Here is a 24,325-nt window from a genome sequence, read left to right as displayed (position 1 = left end):
AATCATGATCCCCATTCTCATTCCAGGTGCTGGTATGCTTCCATGCCGAAGTTTCCGAAATCGCTCATGCCGTGATAAACGGCCAGGCCGGTATCCAGAAGAGGGAAGAGATTTAAGGCTCCAGTTCCTTCTCCCAGGCACATGTCGCAGTGAAGAGGCGCTTCTTTTCCCAGGGCTTTTAAGATCAGTTCTCCTGCCGGCTCTTTGGATACATGAGAAGCCAGCATGTAATCTTTTGCCTGGGGGCATAAAGCAGCCGCCAGAACTGCTCCTGTGGCAGAGATTACTCCGTCAATGACCACAGGCATATGACAGGCAGCTCCTCCCAGGAACAGCCCTGCGATCCCACCGATATCAAAGCCTCCCACTTTTGCCAGAACATCTATAGGGTCTTCTTTATCTGGTTTATGAAGGGCAATAGCCTCTTTGATCACCTGTATCTTCCGGTTAAACCCTTCTGTGGAAAGCCCGGCTCCTCTGCCTGTCATCTTCTCTACCGGAAGGTCCAGGAGTACAGAAGCAATGGCACTGCTGGTAGTGGTATTTCCAATTCCCATCTCTCCGGTAGCCATGATCTGGTAGCCTTTTTCTTTCATCATACAGGCCACTTCAATACCTGTCTCCACAGCCTGGATAGCCTGTTCTCTGGTCATAGCCGGTTCCTTGGCCATATTTTTTGTGCCGTAGGCAATTTTCCTGTTGAGAATGCTGACCTCTGTGGCCACTCCCACATCAACTGGGAAAATATCGCAGTTTACGGTTCTGCACATAATACTGGAGGCCGCCTTTGTCTGAAGGAAGCTTTCTGCTACCAGAGCTGTGATTTCCTGGCCGGTCTGGGTGACCCCTTCCTCTACAACTCCGTTATCTGCACACATGGGAACCAGAACCCTTTTTTCTGTATGTACTCTGGGATCTCCGGTGATTCCTGCAATCTGTACCACCATATCCTCCAGCTTTCCAAGACTGTGGAGAGGATGGGCGATACTGTCCCAATGCTCTCTTGCCTGTTCCATAGCCTTTTCATCTAAAGGCTGGATTCCATTGACTGCTTCCTGTAAATTCATAATTACTGCCTCCTTCTCTCTCGTGCATAGTTTCTGCATCTATCTACATAAGCTGCCGCAAATCTGGGATTTCCCCAGTAATAGAAATGTGGAAATCCGGCGATCATGGAATCTGTACAATGGATACAATCCCATCCCCTGCTGCTTTCCGGTTTTTGTCCGTGGAAATCCTCCCCGCAGCTTGTAGAGTCAAAATAATGGAATTCATGAGCCGGGCAGGGGCCTGTGTCCTGTCCGAAAACCTTTCCCTCTTTTTTCTCCAGAGTCAGATAGCCGAATCTGGAAAGTCTGGGTGTCTTATAGGCTTTGCCCTCTATGATCCCTACTCCTTTCCGGTCTTTTCCCTCCATATCCTGAAAGGTCTGGTGGAGATACATAAAACCCCCGCACTCCGCCAGGACCGGAAGACCATTTTCCAACGCATCCTTTATCTGGCTGCGCATATTTACATTTTTTTCAAGTTCCCCTGCGTAAAGCTCCGGATACCCGCCATACAGAAGAAGGCCGTCCAGATTCTCTGGCAGTTCCTGGTCATGTATAGGAGAAAACTCTGTCAGTTCAGCTCCAAGCTCACGCAGCAGTTCTAAGTTGTCCTCATAAATAAAGCAAAAAGCCTCGTCTCTTGCCAGGCCGATCCGAACAGACGGCTTCTCACAGATTTCAGGAAGGGCTGGCTTTGCAGCTTCCAGGGCCGGTGCTGTATCCGCCAGCTTCAGAAGTCCCTCCAGGTCCAGAGACTCCTCCAAAACTTTTGCCAGCCGGTTCAGCTTTTCCTTCAGATCCTGTATCTCTCCTGGCAGCACCAGGCCTAAATGCCGGCTTTCAATAGTACATTCCTCCACCTTTGGGACATATCCGTAGACCTTCAGCCCCAGCTCTTCTTCTATCTGCTTTTTCATCCTGGGATACAGCATGGGAGACATCTGATTTAAAATTACCCCCTGGATCCCGCTGTCTTTTTTATACTCACAGAATCCTTTGATATATGCCAGAATGGAAAGGCTCATGCCTTTGCTGTTTACGATGAGCACTGCAGGAGTCTTGGTAATCCTTGCCAGATCATAGGCGCTGGCCCGGAAAGTGGTCCCGCCTACGCCGTCATAATATCCCATGACCCCTTCCATCACCGCAATGTCACAGTCCCGGCTGTTTTTTTCCAGAAGATACCTCAGGGTATCTTCTCCAGTGAAAAACGTATCCAGGTTTCTGGACTTTGTTCCGATAACCTTTGTGTGAAACATGGGGTCAATATAATCCGGTCCGCACTTAAAGGAGGCCGGATTTAAGCCCCTGTTTTTCAAAGCCTGAAGGATCCCGCAGGTAAGAAGGGTTTTACCGCTGCCGCTGGCTCCTGCTGTCAGCAAAAAACGTGGTGTCTTTATGGTCAGTTCCCCCTTCCTCGTCCTGTACAGGATATAATATATATGGGATTTTCCCCCATCATCATGTGATAAGAGCCGATTTCCCTGGACTTGCTCACACTGAGCTGGACAATTTCTGTGTCTGTCACCGGAAGTTCTTTTATGCAGCGGAGACTTTCCGCCACAGTTTCCAGTGCAATGCAGTTGATCACGATCCTCACCTGGGGATTTTTCTCCAGGAGCAGTTCCAGGATTTCCTTCAAATTTCCAGAAGAGCCGCCGATAAAAGCCTGGTCAGGTGCCGGAAGGTCCTCTAGTGCCTCCGGCGCTGTTCCCTGGATCACCCTGAGATTATCTGCAGCAAACTTCTTTTTGTTTTTCTTTAAAAGCTCCACTGCCGGTTCTTTTTTCTCAATGGCAAAGACTTTTCCGCATGGAGTCCGCAGAGCCATCTCTACAGATACGGAACCGGTTCCTGCCCCTACGTCATAGCAGACGGAATCTGGGCGAAGTCTCAGCTTTGCAAGGGAGACTGTACGGACCTCTTCTTTTGTCATCGGCACCTTATTACGGATGAATTCCCCATCCGAAATTCCGTGAACTGACAAAAGCTCCTGACATTCCTCATTTTCTGCACAGACCACACTTAAAGGATCTCCTTCATAGTTCGTAAAGTCCTCTGGCTTGCCCTTTTGAATTTTTTCCTCAGGGTAAGAAAGACATTCTCCTGTGTACAGGGTTACATTTTTCATATCATATTCAAGAAGTTTTCTGGCCAGATCAGAAATGCCGTCCCTGGTTCCCAGGATTGCAAAAACCTTTCGGTTATGGCGGATCAGAGAGACCAGATTCGCCGCTCTTCCGTGGGCGCTGGTAATCAGGGCATCATCCCAGGACTTTCCGATACGGCTCATAAAATATACCACGGAAGAAATGCCGCAGATGATCCGGACATTTTTCCCCTTAAGAGCCTCAAGGAGCTTTCTGGCCCCACTGTAAAAGCCTACGTCTCCGGAAAGTAAAACCGCAATTCTGTCATATTCCGGATGTTCTTCTATGTATGCGGCAATCTTTTGGCTGTCATATTCGATAAAACAGTCCTGCCCGGGATTTTTGCAGGAGTCGGTCATCCTTCTGGCGCCGATAAGGAGCTGAGCTCCGCGGATTGCCTCTTGGGCTTCCACGGTAAGTCCTTCCCTGCTGCCCATGCCGATTCCTACCAGAGCAATCTCTCCCTGGGCTTTCAGACCGTATCTCCTGCACAGAATCTGCCGGCACTGTCCTACAGAAATCCCCTCTTCCTTAAGAGGTCTTCCAATGACTACCGGGATACAGCCGCATTCCCTGGCTGCGTCGATCTTATCCTGAAATCCGCCTGCATCTCCTGACATCTTTGTTACCAGATATTTACAGTCCAGCTGACGGATCATGGCAGCGTTCAGTTCCCTGGAAAAAGGTCCCTGCATACAGATCAGGTTTTTTCCCTGAAACCCCAGTTCTCCGCACTGAAGGGCTACCTTTGGCAGAGACAGGACTCTCAAAAACACCCTTTCCTGATAGTCTGGAAGCCTGGTATACTTGGTAGCCTCTTTACTTCCTGTGGTAGCCAGAATGTTCCCTTCCCTATGAGAAAGGAGCTCTACAGCCTCCTCTACGCTGTCTGCAAAAATCCAGTCGCTGTCCTCTTCTGTCTTCTGATTTTCCCGGAGAATACGGATATATTCCCTGCCAGTTTCCTCACAGGCCTTTTTTATGTTTTCTGTGACCTGGGCCGCATAGGGGTGAGTAGCGTCCAACACCATATCCGGTTTTTTCTGCTGGAAAAGGGCTTTCATCTCTTCCACATCTAAGCGCTGGTGGGATATCTCCAGCACTCCGCTCTCCGGCAGAAGTTTCTCCCCATACTCCGTAGCCACACAGACATAGCCTGGCAAATTGTGACGATTCAGAAATTCTGCGATTTCTCTGCCCTCTGTAGTGCCGGCAAAAACAATCACTTTACACATTCTTATACCCTCTGGGAGTTACCATTTTTCCTCCCACATTTTTCGTCTGAGAATTTCCCACGAAAACCGTGGTAAACATATCCACCTTTGTATTCTTTAACTCTTCCAGAGAAAGGACCTTCATGGCTTCTCCCTCTCTTCCGATATTCCCCACAATGCCGCAGACTGTATCCGGAGACTTATATTCCATCATCAGATTGCAGGCTTTTTCCAGATAATCGTGGCGTTTCTTACTGGAAGGATTATAAAGACAAATGACAAAATCTGCTTTAGAAGCTTCTAACAGTCTGGTCTCGATCTTCTCCCAGGGGGTCAGCAGATCACTGAGACTGATCAGGCAGAAATCATGAATCAAAGGCGCTCCCAGCACTGCGGCGCCTCCTGTGGCCGCAGTTACGCCTGGAATGATCTCCAGCTCTACCTGAGGATATTTTACCCCCACCTCATACATCAGGCCGGCCATGCCGTAAACCCCTGCATCGCCGCTGCAGATCATGGAAACAGTCTTTCCTTTTACAGCCTCCTCAAAGGCCATTTCACAGCGCTCCACCTCTTTTTTCATAGGTGTGGTCATAAATTCTTTGCCTGGAAAATGGTCTCTTACCAGATCCACGTACACTGTATATCCAATGATCACATCGCTGTTTTTCAGAGCCTGGGCCGCCTCAATAGTCATCTTCTCATAGGCTCCCGGCCCGATTCCAACTACATATAATTTATTCAAAGTTCACACTCCATTTCTTCATAGCCAGAGCTACGGTCACACCGTCCTGGGCAAATTTTCTAAGTATCAGCCGTCCTTTTCCCTCTTTGCTGCTTCCCAGAAGAGCAGCTCTTTCACACACGTTATCGACTCCTGTAACGTCCTTTACAAAGGAAGAAGAAGCATAGGTTCCCTCTACTTCCTCCAGTTCTTCCCTGCTGTATGTGACAAAGGGCAGGTTTCTTTCCTGGCAGTATTCCAGAATCCCTTCCTCGTCTTTTTTCAGGTCAATGCTGGCTACCTGTTCCATGGCTACGGAAGGGATCAGCAGCTCATCGCAGGCTCTCCGGATTACTTTTTCCACGATTTCTTTCGGAGTTTCTTTTTTACATCCTACTCCTGTAGTGATCACCCTGGGGATCAGGTACAACGTGTGTACGAAAGGATGCTCCATATAGCCGTTGGTCACATAGATTCCCAGCTCTGGTTTTTCTTTTCCCTCTTCCAGAAGCTTCAGTTCCTCCGGAATCTCCCCAAGCCATGGAAAATCGCTGGCAAAGCCAACTTCTTTTCCTGCCAGAAGAGCTGCTGAAACCTCTTTTGCCAGAGTCATATCAGAAATAAAACAACTGTTTTTCTTTGCAAAAACATCCACTGCAAATTTATTGTTCAGGTCAGTAGCCGTAGTCACCACTGGCTGCCCATGGACGATTTCCGCCACTTCCTGAGTCAGCTCATTGGCCCCTCCGATATGTCCGGACAGAAGAGAAATGACAAATTTTCCCTGTTCATCTACTACCACTACTGCCGGGTCTACTTTTTTGCTTTTTACAAAAGGAGCAATGCTACGCACCGCAATACCGCAGGCGCCGATAAAAATTATGGCGTCACAGTCTGCAAATCTCTGCTTGGTCCACTCTCTGATGGACTCGTCTACAGGCTTTGCAAAATCCTTTACATTTCGGAAATCTCTGGAATCTTCATCCAGCTGGGATTCGTCCAGAACTTTTTTGGTATACTTGCTTTTTGCATAGGAACTGACTTCATAATTCCGCTCCTTCAATACCCAATAAAGCATCTCGCTGAGACGATAGCCTGCCCGGCTGAAGCTTATGATCGCTATTTTCATTTCCTTCACCTCTTATCTTCTTCCTCTTATCACTGAGGTCCTGTACCTTTTCTGAATTCTGTAGTAAATTCCGGATGATACAGCAGGGAACGGTCATAGGAATTGTGGGAAACCACATCCCCAATGATCATCAAAGCTGTTTTGGTAATATTGTTTTCTTTTGCTGTCTGGGCCAGAGTAGCCACTGTACATACAAACTTCTTTTCATCCTCCCAGGTAGCCTTATAGACGATTGCCGCCGGTGTATCTGGTTTATAGCCTCCTTCGATGAGACGTCTGGAGAGCTCCTCCAGCATGCCTGTACTTAAAAACACTACCATGGTTGCCTGGTGAGCCGCAAAAGACTCAATACTTTCCTTTTCCGGCACTGGAGTCCTTCCTGCCATTCGGGTAATGATCACGCTCTGGGAAACATTTGGAAGGGTATATTCCAGGTTCAAAGCCGCTGCTGCACCGGAAAAAGAACTCACTCCCGGACAATAGTCATAGGAAATCCCCTTCTCGTCCAGCACATCCATCTGCTCCCGGATAGCGCCGTAAAGACAGGGATCTCCAGTATGAAGACGGACTGTTGTTTCCCCCTCTTCTTCTGCCTGGAAGATCACCTCCAGAACCTCTTCCAAGGTCATCTTTGCACTGTTGAAGATCTTACAGTCCTCTCTGGCATACTCCAAAAGCTGGGGATTTACCAGAGACCCTGCATAGATGATCACATCTGCTTCCTCTAAAAATTTCTTTCCGCGAAGGGTAATCAGATCTGCCGCTCCGCTTCCTGCTCCCACAAAATGTACCATGATGTTTTCCTCTTTCTTCTGTTAGTTTTCTTTTACAATGATCAGGGAATAGTACCCGGAATCTTCCGGGATTTCTTCCGCCGACCGGTATATTTTTTCTGAAGGCATACCGCAGTTTTCGATCATCACTGCTTTCTGACCGCTTTTTTCTATACTCTCTTTTACCTGTTTCATTTTCTTTCCTGTCTTCATCAGGACCTTTGTCCCGGGAAGTTCCAGGATCTCATCCATTTCCTGAGCTTTATAGGTAGCCGGTATCACATGGAGAGGCTGATCCGCCTCCACCAGTCCCATATTCAGCCTGGCTGCCACTGCGCAGAAAGAGGTGATGCCGCTGACGATCTCCGCCTCATATCCTCTCTCCAGGATCCTTTTATGGACATAGAGATATGTGGAATACACAGTGGTATCTCCCAAAGTGAGGAAAACCACATTTTTCCCTTCTTTGAGATAAGACTCCACCTGATCCGCCGCCTTGTCATGATTGGCTTTCAGCACCTGAGGGTCCTTGGTCATAGGCATAGCCACAGGAATCAGTGTTTTTTCATCCAGTTCCTCATAAGCCCCCTTCACGATCTGATAAGCCACACTGGCCTGAATCTCTTTCCCCGGCACAGCGATAACCTCATTCTCCTTTATCAGTCTCAGAGCCTTTAAGGTAAGGAGTTCCGGGTCTCCCGGTCCCACTCCTACTCCATATAATTTTCCTTGCATGTCTGTCTCCTTTGTTTTACATTTCTTTATACTGACGGCTTTTTATATTGTTTTTGCAAAAGCCGGATCAATTCCTCTGTATTTTCTGTCTGCCCCAGATAGCCGTATTCGTTAGAGAATATCACGGCTCCCAGGAGCATTCGGTCATAAGTTCTGTGGTTCATGTAATATAAGATTCTTTTTGTCAGCTCCTCCATGACCGGCTCCAGAAGATTTTCTCTCCGGATCACAGCCAGAGCCTCGTCTGTGGTAATGGTATCCAGGATTTCTCTGGCTCCTTCCAGAGAAATTCCTGCCCGTATGGCGTTTGCAGCCAGCAGCTCCGCCCGGCTGTCTGCACATCTGGAATGGGTGTTCATGATCCCCCCGGCCACTTTTACGAACTTGCCGATATGAGAGACAAAAAGGATTCCTTTCACCTCCATATCCAGAGCCATATCCAGTGTCTCCCCTATGTAATTGCTGCACTTCATGCTTTCCTCAAAAGGCAGGTCCATATGCTCCTTTAAATATGCCGCTCCGTAGTTTCCCGGGGTGATCAGAAGATATTCTCCTCCGTTTTCCACCTTCTGACGCATTTCGATCTCAATGCTTTTGATCAGGGCACTTTCACTCATAGGCTCTACAATCCCCGAGGTGCCAAGAATGGAAATCCCTCCCCGGATCCCCAGCCTGGGATTAAAGGTCCTGGCTCCCACCTGGTCCCCTCCGGGAACACTGACGGTAAGAAGAAGACCTCCTTCATAATCTGCTCTGGAACAGATTTCTTCGGTTTCCTTTAGAATCATTGACCGTGGGACTTTGTTAATGGCCGGACTTCCCACAGGCTGCTCCAGGCCTTTTTTCGTCACTCGTCCTACTCCTTCTCCTCCTTCCAGCCGGATCCCGGAATCTCTGGTCTTTTCTGCTTTTACAAAAATCTCCAGTCCGTCTGTGGCGTCAGGATCATCTCCCCCGTCCTTTTTCACGGCACAGGAGACCCAGTCCTTTCCCTGACTGATGTGGAGAAGCTCCAGATTCAGGAGGATCCCTTTCGGCGTCATCAGCTCCACCTGCTCCACCTTTTTGTTCTCCAGAAGGATCTCCACTGCTCCTTTTGCCGCAGCGGCAGCGCAGGAACCGGTGGTGTAGCCATACCTCATTTTCTTATTATTTTTTATACTGTAATAGCCTTCTAATCCTGTTTTATGCTCCATATCCTGCCTCTGTTTTCTCAAATAAAACGAAATTTGTGCAAAGAAAAATCCGTTGCCAACTGGCAACGGACCTAGTGTATCACAGAGCTGTATCAGCTCTTTACCTCACACGATATCATGGAAGTATCCGGTTGCCGCAGATAAAACCTCCACACCTTCTGAAAATCTTATGTATCTGGCTTTCACAGTAACGGACTTGCACAGGAATTCCACCTGCTTCCATAAAGATTTCCAGCTTATTTTTTCAAGAATGACTTTGTTTATTATATAATTTTCTGTGCAAAAAGTCAACGTAAACCAGAAGTCTGCAAAGCACTATAAAATATTTAAAGAGCTGGTTAAAATAGCAAAAAAAGCTGCCGCATCTATGATTTTCTGACCATGGATACGGCAGCCCCTAATGTTATTTATTTCTTCGATTCCAGATAAACCAACTCCGCACTGGAAATATCTTCAACTGCAAGACCCAGTGCATCAAAAACAGTAATATCATTTTTGCTTTGACGTCCTGGTACTTTGCCTAAAAGCAATTCGCCTACAGAACCGATAATATGGGATTCCGTAATAATACCTTCCTTCAGAGGAATAAGATATTCCCCGCTCTCCTTTCTGCATGAAGGTGTATGATCCGAATAGAGCCTTGCTGCCCCGATCAAGTCGGATGCCACTTCTCTTGTAGTCGGAGAAAATGTACCGACTGCATTAATATGAACACCTAGCTTCACCATATCTTTGGTAAGATAAGCTTCCTTTGCAGGACATACCGTACAGATAATATCCGCATCGGCAACAGCACTTTCAACACTCCCGCAGGTTTTAACGGAAATCCCGTATTTTTTTTTCATTTCCTCGGCATATAGTTCTGAAGCTGCGGGATTTTTGTCGTATACGGTGACCTCTGTGATCTTTCTTACCAAACGGATGGCTGCAAGATGGCTTCTTGCCTGAGCTCCCGCTCCGATCACTGCCATTTTGTGAGCGTTTTTCTCTGCCAGCAGATCTGTGGCTACAGCAGAAACACATCCTGTACGGATTTCTGTGATACTCCCCGCCTCGATCATGCCGCAGACTGTGCAGTGTCTGCTCTCAAAGAGCATCACATATCCAATATGAGAAGGATAGCCTGTTCCCATATTCGGTTCATAGGCTGTGATTGCTTTTGCTCCGAAATAGTCCCCTGTATATGCCGGCATAAAACCAAGAGCTGCGGTATTGGGCATCCTGCAGATCAGTCTCTGAGGCATTACACACTTTCCTAATTCCAGATCCATAAGAGTTTTTTGCATGACATCCATGCATTTCTCCGGTGTAAGCAGCTTCCTTACCTGTTCTTCCTCTATGATCTTCATATCTTTTCTTTACCGCCTTCCTTTAAGTATCCCATGGCTCCTGCCACATAGACAAGTACGCCTGTTTTCATAGATTCCTCATCAAAAATAATCCTGGGATTATGCTGCGTCAGCACCTCGCTGTTTTCCGGGCAAGCGCCAATCAGGAAAAAGGTGGACGGAACCAGGTCGCTGATATAGGAGAAGTCTTCACTGAACGGAAGTTTCAGGATATGGTCATTTACTTTCGCCGCATCCATATGCTTTTTGATCTCATTTCCGCACAGTGCTGTGACCATGGTATCCGTAACCACAGCCCCCATTTCAAGGGAATATTCTATCTGGGCGCTTCCGCCGAACATTGCGGCAGTCTGTTCCGTAATCTCTGAAACCCTCTTCTTAATCTGTCTGCGCACATCATTGTTGAATGTGCGGATATTCCCCTTCAGCACTGCTGTCTCAGGTATTGCATTGCCTGCAGATCCAGCATTGATGGATCCAAAGTCCAGTACGGCCATCTCCTGAGCATCTATCTCACGGCTATTTACTGTCTGAAGGTTCAAAACAATATGACATGCAATATTGATCGGATCAATGGTCGTATGTGGGACAGATCCATGCCCTCCTTTCCCATGTACGGTGATCGTAAACAGGTCTGCCCCTGTAGAGAGACTTCCCGTGCCATAGAGAACCGTCTCTTTTGGAAAACATGACATAATATGTGCACCAAATGCCGCATCAACCTTCGGGTTTTCAAGGATCCCATTTTCAACCATGTTACGACACCCGTAACCTATTTCTTCTGCAGGTTGGAACAAAAGTTTTACCTTTCCAGGAAGTTCATCCTCAATTTCTTTAAAAATCCGGGCTGCGGTAAGAAGCATAGCCGTATGTGTATCGTGCCCGCAGGTATGCGCTGCACTGTCATAAGTACACGAAAAAGGCAATCCGCTCTCTTCCTTCATTGGCAGGGCATCCATATCGGATCGAAGCAGAATGCATCTGCCCTCTTTTTTCCCGATTACCGCTGCCCCCCCATGGTCTCCAATATCTATCGGCTTACATCCCATAGCAGTCAATTCTTCCTTCACATACTGCACTGTATGATCCAGATCAAACCCGAGTTCGGGATGCTGATGCAGATAACGTCGATTTCTTATCAGATCCTTTTCATATTTTTCAATCAATTTTTTATAATCCTGCATGCTTCTTCTCCTTTCCTGCAGGTTGATAAATTATCAACCTGATGTTAAAATCATAGTAAACATAGTAAGTGAGGTAATTGTTATGACAAAATCAGAGGCATTTTTCTTTCTTGACCGCTTGGCTCACGGCATTGCACTCATCTTCGGCGAAAGCTGTGAAACTATCATACACGATTTTTCAGACGGCATGATGACAAACGTGGCAATTTACAATGGAAATGTCAGCGGTCGAAGCCCCGGCTCCCACAATGGTATCCTGGATTCCTCTCTTGTCGATACAAGCCAGATCCGGAAAATCGGCACCCATGATATTATCAATCAGCTTGTTCATTTAAAAAATGGCCGTACTGTAAAATCCTCCACTTTTTTTCTCACCGGAGAAGATTATGTCCTCGCACTGGGGATCAATTACGAGATTACCCTGATGACGCAGATGGAACACTTTCTCAGTTCAGTTACCTCTGACAGCGGTGATCTCTTTTCTACCATGTCAGGGAATGAAAGATCTGACGCTGACCTGCTGGTACAACTCTTCCACCAGGCGTTGTCCCGAATTGGGGTTCCCATATCTGCCATGAAAAAACAAGAGCGTTTTTCCCTGGTAGCTCTCCTGAAAGAACAGGACTACTTCCGCCTGCAAAAAAGCGTCGGCTATGTAGCAAAGCAGCTAAATGTCTCTAAGTACACAATCTACAAGTATCTCAAAGAACTGGATGCCGATGCCTGACATCCGGTTCCTTATTTACATTCTTCGGACGATTTTTCCTCTCTTCATTACAAGTTTTGGTCTGTGATACATACAGCGGATATCCAGATCCGGTTTTCCGTCTACCAGGATCAGATCCGCTGACATTCCTTTTCGGATCATTCCGACTCTGTCTTCAATCCCTGCGATCACTGCGTTATTTCTTGTGCACTGAAGCAGAATATCCAAGTCCTTCATCCCGCAGTTCTCCCTACGGAATCTAAACTCAATCCCGTTATCATAGCAAAAGTCTCCGGCAGCACAATCTGTACCGAATCCAAGATACAGACCCATCTCATATGCTTTTGCCATTTTTTCCGTACAGTGTCGGAACATCGGTCCCAATCGCTTTTCCCAATAATCCTTTCTGGGGCCGTCAGAGATATGCATAACAGCCAGTGTAGGAATCAGATACGCCCCCTGTACGGCCGCAAGCTCCAGCGTCTCATCTGAAATCAAAGTAGCGTGTTCTATTGTCCTTACTCCGGCAAGGATACTGTTTCGGACTGCATTGTCTCCATGGCAGTGAGCTGCCACATAACGTCCTTTTCTTTCTGCAGTCTCCACCGCTGCCCGGATTTCTTCTGGAAACATAATACTCTGCTCAGGGACACTGGTGGCAACTGCTGCCGCTCCGGAGGTAAATACTTTCAAAAAATCCGCTCCCTCTGCGATTTCCTGTCTTGCCGCCTTTCTCACTTCATCTACTGTATCTGCGAAGTGGACATGCTGTGCCATGATATGGTCTTCGCTTCCCTCTGTGGGCATGACTGCTCTCCCGCAGGTGATCAGGTCAGGTGCTTCGATCAATCCAATCTGTGCCATATGCTTCACCTCATTTGCAACCCGGTGAATGCTCCCGCAATCACGTATCGTTGTAAAGCCCATATCCAGATAATGTGCTGCATGCTCTGCTGCCGTTGTCAAAAGCTCCATATCGGAATGCAGACAGTTAAATCCCACTTGATTCAGCACAGTAATATGTGTATGCAAGTCGATCAAACCGGGAATCAGTGTCTTCCCTTTACAGTCAACCATATCAATATCTTCTGTATTTCCTATGTTCGTATTAACTGCAGTTTCATCCGCTAAAGGATAAGGTCTGTCTGATACTTCTGTGATCATGTCTTTTTCAACTCTTACAAACCCGGATTCCGTGCTTATCCCAGAGGACAGTTCACGGATCAGCCTCACATGGTTCAATATCATTTTCCGAATCCTCCTCTCTCATACGCTTTTTTCATCTGTTCGAGCATCTGTCTTATTGTCTTTTCCTGGGCTGCGATCTGCAGACGGTAAAATCCTCTTCCGCAGCTTCCGTATTCATTTCCCGGATCCCCGATTACATTCGCCTGCCGCTCCATAAATTGCTGCAGTTCCTCCTCATCAAAGCCTAGTCCTCTCATATCCATCCATAAGATAAAGCCTCCCTGAAGGGGCACCGGTCTGATCAAAGGCATTTTGGCGGCGCAGAATCTCCGGATCAGTTCTTCGTTTCTTTTTACCAGTGAACATACCTCCCGGATCCATCTGTATCCCGCCTCTGTGTAGGCCGCACAAAGCGCATTATAGAAAAACGGGTCAATGCTTCCTATATGGTCTTTTTTCTGCTGTACTTTAAACTCTGCTCTTACAGCCTGATCGCAGATCAGCAGATTTGCCTGATTTACGCCGGTAAAGTTAAAGCATTTCCCCAGAGAAGTTGATACGATGATTCCTTTCTTTGAAACTGTGAGCAGAGAATGAAAGGTATATCCGTCCATTATCATCTCTCCGAAAATCTCATCACAAAAAATGATCATATTATTTTTTTGAGCAAGATCCGTCATTATCTCCAGTTCTTTTCTGGTAAATATCCGACCTGTCGGGTTATGGGGACTACAGATCAGAAGCATCCTGTTTTCCGGAACCGAACAGCACTTTGCAAGATGATCAAAGTCGATCCTGTAGTTTCCGTTTTCACAGATCATTGGATTGTATACAACATTCCTTCCCTGATTGCGGATAGCCCGGTCGAATCTGTAATAGGATGGCGACTGAAGGACGATCCCGTCTCCCGGGGCAGTAAATGCCTTTATTGCCGTATTAACTGCAGAAATAGTTCCTGTAGTGACTACGATTTCCTCGCCGCTGAGTTTCAGAGATCGGGTTTTGGCCATCCAGCGGCGGACCGCTTCATTATATCTTTGGTCTTGAACAGTATACCCGTACAATCCATTCTCTGCAAAATCAGAAAGGCTCTTTCGAATCACAGGAGCGGTTTTTAGATCCATCTCTGCTCCGCTTAAATAGACCAGCTCATTGCCTTCCACAAGTTCAATCTTTCCGGAAGACATCTCTCTCTCTGCAATGCCTTTCATGTTTCCGATATGATCCCTTTTTGCACTCTCCACTATCATACCTTTTGGCAGGAACGTATTCCCTGCTCTTCCGCCTTTCTGTTTCTGACCAGTTCTCTCAGTCTCTTATCATACCGTGATACCAATAGAAAGCTAATAGTAAGACAGCCTGCAAGAATCATCGGAAGAATGATATTTTCTGCAAAAAACAGATCTAACACAGACTGCTCCTGGATCTGTGCATTCGCCACATAAGGAACCAGTTCCAGCATCCATCCTGCCACAACACCTCCAAGAGCCTGTCCCAGCTTCTGGGAAAAGGTAAATACAGCCATAGTCGTTCCCTGATTGTTTGCTCCATCTTTAAGCTTTGCATAAGTACAGGAATCCAGGATGCACTGTACCGAATAAGAGCCCACCATGCCGCTCCCGAAGCCCAGAATGATCATGGAAACCACAAAAATCAAAAAGTTCTGATCCATGGTGACCCATCGGATGATGCATCCCACCACGCAGGCAGCTCCGCAGAATGCACAGGATCGGGCGTTTCCCAATAATTTGTGCATAGGTTTCATAGTCAGAATACCAATCACGCTCCCTACCATAACAGCCACAGAATATACACTGAGCAGATTGGTATTCTGGAGATTATATTTAAAATAATACACTGTCGTACTTCCCATGATCGCAGAGATCAGAAGATAAAATATGTAGGACGCAGAAGCCAGGAGGGCATAGTGATTACGGAATGTCTGCCTGATCAGTTCTAAAATACTCTGACCAGAATGGTTTTCCCCTATATGTTTCTCATCCTCACTGCTGTCCACATCATACCCTTCCGTGCCCTTCCAGGATATCAGCCTGAGCACTCCGTAAATCACAGAGTAAATCGCTACCACGCCTGCAAATCCTGTGATCATGTTATGACTTTCTCCTGCAAAAAATGTTGCAAGCGGTAATGTCACAGACGGGATCGTCAGTGACAGCGCCAAATCTCCCAGGGAGGAAATCTGTTGGATCAGCACCCGTTCATCCGGATCGTCTGTCACACGGGCCGTCAGTGCATTGGTTGAGACAGACAGGACAGTGGAAGCCATACCCTGAAGGATATAGGTGACTGCAACCCAAGCAATCTTACCGGGAGTGGATACTGCCGGACAGAAGTAGCTCAAAAACAGAACTACAGCGGTCGGGACCGAAAAATATTTCAGCCAGAAGCGGCACTTTCCTTCTTTCGATCTGGTCTTATCTACAATAATCCCCATCATCGGATCATTTACAGCATCCCATACCCGGGCGATCAACATAATGATCCCGGCAGTCCCTCCAGATATGCCCACCACATCTGTATAAAAATACAGCAGAAAATAAGTATTCAGAAGTACCAGCAGATTATTGGCCCAGCTTGCTACGCCAAGGGCAATTTTTACTTTTAGAGGAAGTCTCTTATTTGTCATCTGAATCACTCTCCTTTTATCTTTTTGTTTCAAAATGATAAGATGTTACCTTTTGGCCGTTGAGTTCAATTTCATCCTTCACAACTTGAAATCTGTTTTCAAAAATATCCGGATCCGGCTCAAGGAACTTTCCTGCAGTCATCTCTTCAAACTGAACAACTGCCTCCCGGCCGAGGCGTTCCTGAAGAAAGGCCTTCCAATCCGCAGGATGCATGGGCCGATCCCAGCCAAATTGTTTTACAATGTCATCAATACTTCCTTTCCCGGCCCGTCGAAGCTGCGCCTCTGTGTTCGCCAGATACAGGAACCCTCTTCCATAAGGGCACTCCTGTGCGAGCCTCTCTTTCCATTGGATCTTCGGTATTTCCATATTCGGCGTCTCCCTGAAGGGATTCTGATAATATCTTCTCCCAATCTTTTCATTTAAGCACTTGACCGTAAATTCATCATCAAGAAATCCTCCAATATAGGGAAGCCAGGTACAGTAATATTCTGTGGCTTCTTCCAAAAACCAGGTTCCCTCTCCCACATTATTGTCGTCCATATATGGCCAGGTATGGGTCATCTCATGGATCAGTACATTGAACCATTTGTCCGGATCAAAGCCGCCAAATGCACTGTAGCCGGAGATAAAAGCATATCTGCAGGCCGATCCCCCATTGCTGATCACAAAGGGATCTCTCCTCAGAAAAACTTTAAATTGTGCATCCGGATCGTTAAAGTATTCCTTCTCATACTGAAAGATTGGAAACAGTTTCTCCGCAATAGGACGGATCTCAAATTCCGGTTCCGACAGATAATATACTCCGAAAGACTCATTTTCCACCGCACGGATCTTGCCGACGGTAAATAAAGAAATCCCAAGCTCTGTGATTTTCATGGACTTGTCCACATTTCCTTCTCTTCACATTCAAGAAAACCCTTTTCGTCCTCGATCCTTAGATATTCCATATCCGGGAAGGGACAAAGACCGCCGAAACCTTCATCAAACCGACAGAGCATAGGCACACCGGTAGATACTTTTATATCCGGACTGCTGAGTTCATAATCAATAAAGGAAATCGTGTCCTTCTTCCAGAATGGTCTGATCACAATCTTTAATTTAGGTCTCATTTCTCCTCCTTTATTCATTCGTTAAGATTTTTATGGGCATTTTAGCAACAATTTTTAATTATTATACTTTTTAGTTGATAAAAATTCAATATTATATTGACTATTTGTCAACTTTCATTCTATTATTTAGCATCATTTGTTAAAATATAAAAGTGCCACAATCCAGTGTTTTCAAAGATTGTGGCACTTTTTTTCTTTTTAGTACTAAAAACGCAAATCAGGAATCTGCTCCTCTTATTGATATCAATTCAGACAAGTACATGTATCAGTCTCTCTGTACCGATCTGGGCCAGAGTAGGCACACTTTCCGGGTGAGTCCACTGGGCTATGGTATCCTGGAATAAAATGTTAGCGGAAGGGGGAAACTCCTCGTCTCCGTCCCAGAAAATATAAGTAAGCCTGATCTTTGGAAATGCATGGAGCGTAAGGCTTACGTCTCCGTATTTTTCCCGGATGCCGCCCAATTCCAGTCCTGCTTTTAAAAGCTCCTGGGAACGGCCTGCAAAATGCTTTTTCAGAGGCTCCAGAGCAGATCTTTCATAGGCCTTTTCAAACACCGCCGCTTCCCGGATTTCCCGGAAGGGTACCATTTTGCTGCCTTCTTCTGCGAAACCTTTACAATACCGCAGATGGTGCATAATGGTCAGTCTCTCTGTAACCGGGATCTCCCGTTCTCCTTCTCCAGTAATCTCTCCTGTCCCTCTGGAGATCCTGCATCTTTCACCGAAAAAAGAGAGAGATAGATTCTTCTCATCAAACTCTCCCCCTATCTTCTTAATAATATCCTCCTGGGGACATTTTACAAACCAGTCCTGAAACTGGGCATATACCTTTTCGTAATTCGATTCTTTCTTTTCCATAACATTACCTCTCTCGCCGATATTCCCTTTTTCTCCATACCGGGCAAATTTTTATATCAGGCCCGCTGTAGTCAGTTTAGCACAGGAAAAAACAGACGTACAGAAAAACTTCCGCACGTCTGCCTCTGTATCCCTTTATATGATAATGCAAACCAGTCCGCCTTTGCTGTCATTGACGATTTTCTGCATGGTATCCTGCAGTTTAATCTGGCTTTCATCTCCGATCTGTACCAGCTTGGTATGTATACCGTCTTCTACCAGCTGGCCGATAGATTTGCCGAATATATTTGTCTGCCATACACTTTCTTTCCGTTCATCACAGGTCTTAATATATTCGATCAAATCTTTTGCCTGTTCTTCACTTCCTACAATTGGGGCAATCTCCGTTTCAATATTTGCCCGTATCATATGGATGGAGGGACTTACTGACTTAATTTTCACCCCATATTTGCTGCCCTGTTTGATCACCACTGGTTCCTCCAGCTTGATCTCTTCCTTGTCAGGAGTTACGACTCCGTATCCTTTTCCCCGCACTGCCGAAATGGCGTCTTGAACTTTCACATATTCTTTCTTCATCTTGGCCATTTCCTGCATCGTATGAATCAACTCATATTCGTCGGAAATAGATACTCCCGTCATTTCACTTAAGATTTCATAATACCATTTTTCATCCATATCCACTCGGACCTGTACCCTGCCATTGGATAGGGAAATTTTCTCCGGAGTCATATTTTTTACATATTCTGAAGAGAAAGGAAGATGCTCTCTGTCTGCATCTTTCACGTACCTCATCTTGCCCATCAGGTCCCGGATCCCGTTTAAGAGATTTTCCTTCAGATAATGGTCCGGAGGAAGCATTTCTACCCATTTCGGCACATAAAACTCCATCTGAACAATGGGAAATTCATATAAAATTTTCTCCAGGATTCTGGTAATATCCTCTTTCCTAAGCTGCTCACAGTTTACACTCATAACTCCAGCCTGATATTTTTTCTTCAGTTCCTGGACTAGATTCTGAGTCTCTTCTTTATAAGGCTTCTGGGAATTTACCAGGATCAAAAAAGGCTTTCCCGTCTTTTTCAGCTCCTGAACCGTCTTTTCTTCCCCTTCTATGTAATTTTCCCTGGGGATCTCCCCGAAAGAACCGTCACAGGTGATCACAAGACCAATACTGGAGTGTTCTTCAATAACTTTTCTGGTTCCTGTCTCCGCCGCCTGATGAAAGGGAATCTCATAGCTGAACCAGGGGGTTTTCACCATCCGTTCTTTTCCCTCTTCCATGTTTCCTGCTGCATCTCGGACCATAAAGCCCACACAGTCTATAAGGCGTATTTTCGCTTCCAAATCCTCTCCTAAAGATATTGCCGCAGCCTCTTTTGGAATGAATTTTGGTTCTACTGTGGTGATCATTTTTCCGGAACCGCTTAAAGGAAGCTGGTCTCTCACTTCCTTTTTTTGATTTTCCTCCATATTGGGAAGGACTGCCAGCTCCATAAACCGTCTTATGAACGTGGACTTTCCTGTACGGACCGGTCCTACTACGCCTATGTAAATTTCCCCGTTTGTACGGGCCTGGATATCCTGATAGATATGATATGCATCCATGAACCTGCCTCCTTAATTCTACTGCCCTGTCGCAGCAAAACCCCTGCTTTCTTCTCAGAGAGTCCCTTCCAGGGTTTCTGCACTCCGACATCATATTAATAATATATATGTGTCCCATCCTCGAAAAATGCCATGGATTTTCATAGTTTCAGGTACTGCCTCTCCGTCAAATTTAGAGCCGTTTTCGAACATTTGTTCTTGACAGAATTTAAACTCAGGCATATAATAGAATCAGAACATTTGTTCGTTTACTATTAAGAATTACTGGGGAGTTGATCATGGAAATAAAAAAAGAACCCGACTTAGAAGAAAAATTAAAGATTCTCTCAGATGCTGCCAAATACGATGTAGCCTGCACCTCCAGCGGCGTTGACCGGAAAGGAGAAAAGGGAAGTCTGGGAAATTCCAGAGCCTGCGGTATCTGTCACAGCTTTGCCGCAGATGGTCGCTGTATTTCCCTCTTAAAGGTACTTCTCTCCAACCACTGTATTTATGACTGCAAATACTGCCTCAACCGCCGTTCCAATGAAAGAATCCGAACCTCTTTTACACCGGAGGAACTCTGTACCATTACTATCGAGTTTTATAAGCGAAATTATATTGAAGGCCTTTTTTTAAGCTCCGGAGTTATAAAGAGTCCTACCTATACCATGGAACTGATGTATCGTACTCTTTTCCTTCTCCGAAATCAATATCATTTCAGAGGCTATATCCATGCCAAAGCCGTCCCCGGCGCCGCTCCTGAAATCATACAGGAGATTGGTTATCTGGCAGATCGAATGAGCGTCAACATGGAACTGCCCACAAAAGAAAGCCTCCGCCTTCTTGCTCCAGGCAAAAGCCACGAGGCGATTCTCCGTCCCATGAGTCAGATTCAGCAGCAGATTACGGACTATCGCCTGTCCATTGGAAAATCTATCTCTATGGAACGGCATTTTGGCAATCAGTATCTCGCAGGAAGCATTTTTTCCTCTTCTGCAAAGAGACTAGACTCTCAGAAAAAAGTTCTGCCAGATAGCACCAGCCCTTCTCTTCTCCAGGAAAGCGGCTCTCAGCTTTTGGAAGGTTCGCCTGGCAAAAGAGATTTATCCTCTCAAAAAAGTCCCAGGCCTTTTGCGCCTGCCGGGCAGAGCACCCAGATGATCATAGGCGCTACTCAGGAAAATGACTATCAGCTTTTAAAAGTTACCCAGGCTATGTATCAGCGCTATGATCTGAAGCGGGTCTTTTTCTCCGCTTACATTCCTCTGAACGAGGACAGAGACCTGCCTTCCTTGGATACAGCCCCGCCTCTTCTCAGAGAACACCGTCTGTATCAGGCGGACTGGCTTCTCCGATACTATGGTTTTCAGGCAGAGGACCTTCTCAGTCCTTCCCGCCCTAATTTTAATATCTTTCTGGACCCGAAATGCGACTGGGCCCTCCGGCATCTGGAACTGTTTCCTATTGAAGTTTCAACGGCCTCTTACCAGGATCTTCTGAAAGTTCCCGGTATTGGAAATAAATCTGCCTGGAGGATCCTTCAGGCAAGGCGTTTCGGCAGACTGGACTTTTCATCCCTGAAAACCATGGGCGTGGTACTAAAGCGGGCCCAATATTTTATTACCTGTCACGGGAAAATGCGTTACCGCACTCCCATAGAAGAAAATTTTATTACCAGACAGCTTACGGGAAGTGAAGAGAAAGCCCTCTGGAATCTGGAGCATCCCCAGACCTACCGGCAGCTTTCTCTCTTTGACGACAATTTTCTGGAAATCCCCCCTACTGTGGAAGATAACCGGAAAACTATCCTCGGACAATTATGACCTAACAGAGATGATTCTTCTCAATCCCGTATCGCAGTCTTTCATCACATATCCCAGGAGGTATTATTAAATGGTTGTTTTCACCTGCCATGATGATTTTGAATCCATGATGACCTGTATCTATGACGCCTGGGCCGCACGGCTGGGTCACTCCAATATACGGCTGATGACTGAGCCGGTAGATGAGCCGGAGCTTTTCTGCCAATACCGTCATATTGACCCGAACCTGGAAAAATGCCAGAAGGTCATCCGCTCTGTCCGCACAAAAATCTCTCCAAATGCTTACCAGAATATTTATCGGGCCGCTATGCACTGGAACCCTGACAAGCTGGATATTATTTACCGTTTTCTCGTCCTGGGGTTTGCCTGGGGCTCCCAGGTAACCCGTATGTTAAGCAATCCCTATGTATCTGCACTTTTTGAGCTGGACCGAAAAGTATCCAATGAAAGCCATCAGTTCCGGGAGTTTATCCGTTTTTCCAGGCTTAATGACCAGGCCCTCTTTTCCCTCATCGAACCTAAGTGCAATATCCTTACCCTGGTAGCCTCCCACTTCGCTGACCGGATGCCCTCGGAGAACTGGCTGATTACAGACAAGAAACGGCTTTTAGCAGTTGTTCATCCCAAAGATAAAGATTACTTTCTTACTTCCGTTACACCTCAGGAACTGGCCCATATGGAAGCGGCCCAAAAGGAAGACAGCTACTCTTCCCTATGGAAAGCCTTCTTTCATTCCGTAAGTATCGAGGCAAGGACAAATGAGCGCTGCCAAAGAAACTTTCTGCCTCTCTGGTACAGGAAGAATATGACAGAATTTTCTATATGATTTCTCTAGACTATTCCCACGCCCGGAGGGCTGTTTTTTCTATAGGACAGTCCGGAGGACTTTCCCTATAGAAAAAAGACCCCGCCGGAAATCTGACAGGATTCCGGCGAAGTCTTAACTTAACCAATCTTATAAATATTTTCTCTTTGCAGCTTCTACTACATGACCAACCAGTACAGAAGTAGTTACGCTTCCAACTCCTCCTGGAACTGGTGTGATTGCTTCTACAATAGGCTCTGCTTTCTCAAAGTCTACATCTCCGCAAAGCTTGCCTTCAGCATTTACATTGATACCTACATCAATGACAACCTGTCCTTCTCTCAGATATGTATCATCTACTACGCCTGCACGTCCTGCTGCTACAATAACAATGTCTGCTTCTTTTACAACAGAAGGCATGTCTACGGTTCTTGTATGGCACACGGTAACAGTTGCATTTTTCTTGATCAGCATCATAGCCGCCGGCTTTCCTACTACCAGGCTTCTGCCGATAACAACGGCTCTTTTTCCTGTACAGTCAATGCCATAGTGGTCCAGAATCTCCATACATGCCTGAGGTGTACATGGAGGGAATCCCACTTCTTTACCTGTAAATACACCTGTCATAGAACCATCGGTCATACAGTCTACGTCCTTTGCAGGATCCAAGGCATTCTCAATAACCGCCTGATCTAAATGTTTTGGAAGAGGACGGAACAGCAGTACCCCATGGATATTGTCATTCTTATTCATCTTCTCGATTTCTGCCAGCAGATCCTCCTGGGATACATCTGCGGGAAGCAGCACCTTCTCACATGCAACGCCCAGTGTCTCACAGCGTTTTGTGGCGCCTCTCTCATAAGAAATATCACTTTCATTCTCGCCTACACGGATAATTCCAAGGGTAGGTTTTACACCCTTTTCCTCCAATGCTGCAACATCTGCTTTAATTCTTTCATTCAGTGCAGCCGTTACTTCTTTTCCAAGTAATCTCTTTGCCATCTTTCTAAATTCCTCCTGCATTTTCTACCAGTCATAGACTAATTTACATTATTTTAATCTGGATAAAACACTGTCAAAGGTTTCATCTGCGATTTTTGTATACTTTTCAAGCATAGCGTCTGCTTTTTTGTTTAATTCTTCTGCATACTCTCTGTCGGCCATTGATTTTGTATTAATATAAACATTCAGACTTGCACCCTTTAGTGCAGCTTTACAGAAAGCAGCGCCTACGCCGGCATCGCTGATTGCCAGTTTAGATCCCTTTGCAGCAAACTCTACGATTACTTCAATAGCTTCACAGCATTTTTCCATGATTTCCATAGGTACAGAGCAGGCATCTTTTAATACGATCTCCATTACCCGGGCTTTTTCGGCTTTTTCTTCCTCTGTCTCTCTGGGCATACCGTATGCTTTGGATAGAGGTTCAAACACTTCTGCATCTCTCTCAATAAGACGAAGAAAATCTTTCTGGAGTTCATCACATTTTTTCTTTAACTCCCACATCTCATCTTCCACGTCTGCATATTTTTTCTTTCCTACAGTCAGGCTTCCCACCATATTTCCCAGGGCGATACCTACTGCCCCTACCAGAGCAGAGGCACCGCCGCCGCCAGGTACAGGTGCTTTAGAAGCTAAAACCTCTACGAACTCATTACATGGTACAGTTGAAAATCCCATTTCTTATATCCTCCTAAAATCTGAAAGTAATTTCCACCAGGCGGAAAAGCTCTCCGCCCGGCGGATACTGCTATCTGTAAACTCCTGAAAGGTTTCAGTCGAAATCAGAACAGACCGGAAATCTTACCTGTCTCATCTACATCAATACGCTCTGCAGCCGGTACCTTCGGCAGACCAGGCATAGTCATGATCTCACCAGTCAGGGCAACTACAAAGCCTGCTCCTGCGGAAATCTTCAGATTTCTGACAGTTACTTCAAAGTCTGTAGGCGCTCCCAGTTTTGTCTGGTCATCCGTTAAGCTGTACTGAGTCTTTGCTACACAGATCGGGCAGTTGCCAAATCCCTGTTTTTCAAGCTGCTGTGCCTGTTTCTGTGCATTGGCAGTAAGGACTACTCCCTTGCCTCCGTATAC

The 24,325-nt window shown here is 46.2% G+C and carries 23 protein-coding genes; 3 read left to right on the top strand and 20 right to left on the bottom strand.

Annotated features, from left to right (window positions below; translation table 11 throughout):
* Positions 1 to 17 precede the first annotated feature (17 nt).
* The 10 genes from cobT to B5G33_RS17060 all read right to left on the bottom strand — a co-directional run bounded on the left by cobT (position 18) and on the right by B5G33_RS17060 (position 11,503).
* The gene (gene cobT / locus B5G33_RS17110) at positions 18 to 1,067 is read right to left on the bottom strand and encodes a nicotinate-nucleotide--dimethylbenzimidazole phosphoribosyltransferase (protein WP_087418498.1); all 1,050 of its coding nucleotides are present in this window, start codon (positions 1,065 to 1,067) and stop codon (positions 18 to 20) included.
* Between the two features lie 2 nt (positions 1,068 to 1,069).
* Positions 1,070 to 2,449 carry a cobyrinate a,c-diamide synthase gene (locus B5G33_RS17105; protein WP_087418497.1) on the bottom strand — a complete coding sequence of 460 codons (1,380 nt, stop codon included), beginning with the start codon at positions 2,447 to 2,449 and terminating at the stop codon, positions 1,070 to 1,072.
* 2 nt (positions 2,450 to 2,451) lie between these two features.
* Positions 2,452 to 4,434, bottom strand: coding sequence for a precorrin-6A reductase (gene cobK, locus B5G33_RS17100; RefSeq protein ID WP_087418496.1), 1,983 nt, complete (start codon positions 4,432 to 4,434; stop codon positions 2,452 to 2,454).
* Positions 4,427 to 5,158: a precorrin-3B C(17)-methyltransferase gene (gene cobJ, locus B5G33_RS17095; RefSeq protein ID WP_087274073.1), complete on the bottom strand. Its 732-nt coding sequence runs from the start codon at positions 5,156 to 5,158 to the stop codon at positions 4,427 to 4,429. The genes cobK and cobJ overlap by 8 nt, the downstream gene beginning before the upstream one ends.
* Positions 5,151 to 6,266, bottom strand: a complete 1,116-nt coding sequence (locus B5G33_RS17090; protein WP_087418495.1) for a cobalt-precorrin 5A hydrolase — start codon at positions 6,264 to 6,266, stop codon at positions 5,151 to 5,153. The genes cobJ and B5G33_RS17090 overlap by 8 nt, the downstream gene beginning before the upstream one ends.
* 29 nt (positions 6,267 to 6,295) lie before the next feature.
* A complete protein-coding gene (gene cobM / locus B5G33_RS17085) occupies positions 6,296 to 7,060 on the bottom strand; it encodes a precorrin-4 C(11)-methyltransferase (protein WP_087418494.1) in 765 nt (254 codons plus the stop codon).
* Positions 7,061 to 7,081: 21 nt separating this feature from the next.
* Positions 7,082 to 7,774: a precorrin-2 C(20)-methyltransferase gene (gene cobI, locus B5G33_RS17080; RefSeq protein ID WP_087418493.1), complete on the bottom strand. Its 693-nt coding sequence runs from the start codon at positions 7,772 to 7,774 to the stop codon at positions 7,082 to 7,084.
* Positions 7,775 to 7,800: 26 nt separating this feature from the next.
* On the bottom strand, positions 7,801 to 8,970 hold the full coding sequence (cbiD, locus tag B5G33_RS17075; RefSeq protein WP_087418492.1) for a cobalt-precorrin-5B (C(1))-methyltransferase CbiD: 1,170 nt from the start codon (positions 8,968 to 8,970) through the stop codon (positions 7,801 to 7,803).
* A 407-nt stretch (positions 8,971 to 9,377) separates the two neighbouring features.
* Positions 9,378 to 10,319 (bottom strand): ornithine cyclodeaminase family protein, encoded by a 942-nt coding sequence (locus B5G33_RS17065; protein ID WP_087418491.1) that lies wholly within the window; start codon positions 10,317 to 10,319, stop codon positions 9,378 to 9,380.
* Positions 10,316 to 11,503 carry a M20 metallopeptidase family protein gene (locus B5G33_RS17060; protein ID WP_087418490.1) on the bottom strand — a complete coding sequence of 396 codons (1,188 nt, stop codon included), beginning with the start codon at positions 11,501 to 11,503 and terminating at the stop codon, positions 10,316 to 10,318. The genes B5G33_RS17065 and B5G33_RS17060 overlap by 4 nt, the downstream gene beginning before the upstream one ends.
* An 82-nt stretch (positions 11,504 to 11,585) precedes the next feature.
* Here B5G33_RS17060 and B5G33_RS17055 point away from each other — a divergent pair, with 82 nt between their 5' ends.
* Positions 11,586 to 12,230 (top strand): helix-turn-helix transcriptional regulator, encoded by a 645-nt coding sequence (locus B5G33_RS17055; RefSeq protein ID WP_158229644.1) that lies wholly within the window; start codon positions 11,586 to 11,588, stop codon positions 12,228 to 12,230.
* A 15-nt stretch (positions 12,231 to 12,245) separates the two neighbouring features.
* Here the strand turns inward: B5G33_RS17055 and B5G33_RS17050 are convergent, their stop codons facing one another.
* The 7 genes from B5G33_RS17050 to spoIVA all read right to left on the bottom strand — a co-directional run bounded on the left by B5G33_RS17050 (position 12,246) and on the right by spoIVA (position 19,622).
* Positions 12,246 to 13,457: a metal-dependent hydrolase family protein gene (locus B5G33_RS17050; RefSeq protein WP_087418489.1), complete on the bottom strand. Its 1,212-nt coding sequence runs from the start codon at positions 13,455 to 13,457 to the stop codon at positions 12,246 to 12,248.
* Positions 13,454 to 14,647 carry a MalY/PatB family protein gene (locus B5G33_RS17045; RefSeq protein WP_087418488.1) on the bottom strand — a complete coding sequence of 398 codons (1,194 nt, stop codon included), beginning with the start codon at positions 14,645 to 14,647 and terminating at the stop codon, positions 13,454 to 13,456. Before B5G33_RS17045 ends, B5G33_RS17050 begins: the two co-directional genes overlap by 4 nt.
* Complete coding sequence (locus tag B5G33_RS17040) at positions 14,644 to 16,044, bottom strand: MFS transporter (protein WP_087418487.1); 1,401 nt, start codon at positions 16,042 to 16,044, stop codon at positions 14,644 to 14,646. Before B5G33_RS17040 ends, B5G33_RS17045 begins: the two co-directional genes overlap by 4 nt.
* Positions 16,045 to 16,060: 16 nt before the next feature.
* The gene (locus B5G33_RS17035; protein WP_087418486.1) at positions 16,061 to 16,924 is read right to left on the bottom strand and encodes a hypothetical protein; all 864 of its coding nucleotides are present in this window, start codon (positions 16,922 to 16,924) and stop codon (positions 16,061 to 16,063) included.
* Entirely contained in the window at positions 16,921 to 17,157 is a 237-nt protein-coding gene (locus tag B5G33_RS17030; protein ID WP_087418485.1) for a hypothetical protein, read from the bottom strand. The genes B5G33_RS17035 and B5G33_RS17030 overlap by 4 nt, the downstream gene beginning before the upstream one ends.
* 248 nt (positions 17,158 to 17,405) lie before the next feature.
* A complete protein-coding gene (locus B5G33_RS17025; protein WP_087418484.1) occupies positions 17,406 to 18,017 on the bottom strand; it encodes a DUF3786 domain-containing protein in 612 nt (203 codons plus the stop codon).
* Positions 18,018 to 18,152: 135 nt separating this feature from the next.
* On the bottom strand, positions 18,153 to 19,622 hold the full coding sequence (gene spoIVA / locus B5G33_RS17020) for a stage IV sporulation protein A (protein ID WP_087274046.1): 1,470 nt from the start codon (positions 19,620 to 19,622) through the stop codon (positions 18,153 to 18,155).
* Between the two features lie 278 nt (positions 19,623 to 19,900).
* Here spoIVA and B5G33_RS17015 point away from each other — a divergent pair, with 278 nt between their 5' ends.
* Positions 19,901 to 21,427: a putative DNA modification/repair radical SAM protein gene (locus B5G33_RS17015; protein ID WP_087418483.1), complete on the top strand. Its 1,527-nt coding sequence runs from the start codon at positions 19,901 to 19,903 to the stop codon at positions 21,425 to 21,427.
* A gap of 70 nt (positions 21,428 to 21,497) precedes the next feature.
* Positions 21,498 to 22,253: a TIGR03915 family putative DNA repair protein gene (locus tag B5G33_RS17010; protein WP_087418482.1), complete on the top strand. Its 756-nt coding sequence runs from the start codon at positions 21,498 to 21,500 to the stop codon at positions 22,251 to 22,253.
* Positions 22,254 to 22,382: 129 nt separating this feature from the next.
* Here B5G33_RS17010 and B5G33_RS17005 read toward each other — a convergent pair whose 3' ends face one another.
* The 3 genes from B5G33_RS17005 to B5G33_RS16995 form a co-directional block, all read right to left on the bottom strand.
* Positions 22,383 to 23,234 (bottom strand): bifunctional 5,10-methylenetetrahydrofolate dehydrogenase/5,10-methenyltetrahydrofolate cyclohydrolase, encoded by an 852-nt coding sequence (locus B5G33_RS17005; protein WP_087274039.1) that lies wholly within the window; start codon positions 23,232 to 23,234, stop codon positions 22,383 to 22,385.
* Between the two features lie 48 nt (positions 23,235 to 23,282).
* Complete coding sequence (locus B5G33_RS17000) at positions 23,283 to 23,912, bottom strand: cyclodeaminase/cyclohydrolase family protein (RefSeq protein ID WP_087274037.1); 630 nt, start codon at positions 23,910 to 23,912, stop codon at positions 23,283 to 23,285.
* 104 nt (positions 23,913 to 24,016) lie between these two features.
* A partial coding sequence (locus B5G33_RS16995) for a formate--tetrahydrofolate ligase (protein WP_140403169.1) occupies positions 24,017 to 24,325 on the bottom strand: 309 nt, incomplete at its 5' end.

Source organism: Blautia sp. An81, from assembly GCF_002161285.1.
Lineage (GTDB): Bacteria > Bacillota > Clostridia > Lachnospirales > Lachnospiraceae > Blautia > Blautia ornithocaccae.
This window is presented reverse-complemented; position numbering and strand designations above follow the sequence as displayed.

Bases quoted from the DNA above. Each gene is read 5' to 3' on its own strand.
- cobT (WP_087418498.1), bottom strand. From the start codon at position 1,067: ATGAATTTACAGGAAGCAGTCAATGGAATCCAGCCTTTAGATGAAAAG.
- cobK (WP_087418496.1), bottom strand. From the start codon at position 4,434: ATGTGTAAAGTGATTGTTTTTGCCGGCACTACAGAGGGCAGAGAAATC.
- B5G33_RS17090 (WP_087418495.1), bottom strand. From the start codon at position 6,266: ATGAAAATAGCGATCATAAGCTTCAGCCGGGCAGGCTATCGTCTCAGC.
- cobM (WP_087418494.1), bottom strand. From the start codon at position 7,060: ATGGTACATTTTGTGGGAGCAGGAAGCGGAGCGGCAGATCTGATTACC.
- cobI (WP_087418493.1), bottom strand. From the start codon at position 7,774: ATGCAAGGAAAATTATATGGAGTAGGAGTGGGACCGGGAGACCCGGAA.
- cbiD (WP_087418492.1), bottom strand. From the start codon at position 8,970: ATGGAGCATAAAACAGGATTAGAAGGCTATTACAGTATAAAAAATAAT.
- B5G33_RS17065 (WP_087418491.1), bottom strand. From the start codon at position 10,319: ATGAAGATCATAGAGGAAGAACAGGTAAGGAAGCTGCTTACACCGGAG.
- B5G33_RS17060 (WP_087418490.1), bottom strand. From the start codon at position 11,503: ATGCAGGATTATAAAAAATTGATTGAAAAATATGAAAAGGATCTGATA.
- B5G33_RS17055 (WP_158229644.1), top strand. From the start codon at position 11,586: ATGACAAAATCAGAGGCATTTTTCTTTCTTGACCGCTTGGCTCACGGC.
- B5G33_RS17050 (WP_087418489.1), bottom strand. From the start codon at position 13,457: ATGATATTGAACCATGTGAGGCTGATCCGTGAACTGTCCTCTGGGATA.
- B5G33_RS17045 (WP_087418488.1), bottom strand. From the start codon at position 14,647: ATGATAGTGGAGAGTGCAAAAAGGGATCATATCGGAAACATGAAAGGC.
- B5G33_RS17040 (WP_087418487.1), bottom strand. From the start codon at position 16,044: ATGACAAATAAGAGACTTCCTCTAAAAGTAAAAATTGCCCTTGGCGTA.
- B5G33_RS17035 (WP_087418486.1), bottom strand. From the start codon at position 16,924: ATGAAAATCACAGAGCTTGGGATTTCTTTATTTACCGTCGGCAAGATC.
- B5G33_RS17030 (WP_087418485.1), bottom strand. From the start codon at position 17,157: ATGAGACCTAAATTAAAGATTGTGATCAGACCATTCTGGAAGAAGGAC.
- B5G33_RS17025 (WP_087418484.1), bottom strand. From the start codon at position 18,017: ATGGAAAAGAAAGAATCGAATTACGAAAAGGTATATGCCCAGTTTCAG.
- spoIVA (WP_087274046.1), bottom strand. From the start codon at position 19,622: ATGGATGCATATCATATCTATCAGGATATCCAGGCCCGTACAAACGGG.
- B5G33_RS17015 (WP_087418483.1), top strand. From the start codon at position 19,901: ATGGAAATAAAAAAAGAACCCGACTTAGAAGAAAAATTAAAGATTCTC.
- B5G33_RS17010 (WP_087418482.1), top strand. From the start codon at position 21,498: ATGGTTGTTTTCACCTGCCATGATGATTTTGAATCCATGATGACCTGT.
- B5G33_RS17005 (WP_087274039.1), bottom strand. From the start codon at position 23,234: ATGGCAAAGAGATTACTTGGAAAAGAAGTAACGGCTGCACTGAATGAA.
- B5G33_RS17000 (WP_087274037.1), bottom strand. From the start codon at position 23,912: ATGGGATTTTCAACTGTACCATGTAATGAGTTCGTAGAGGTTTTAGCT.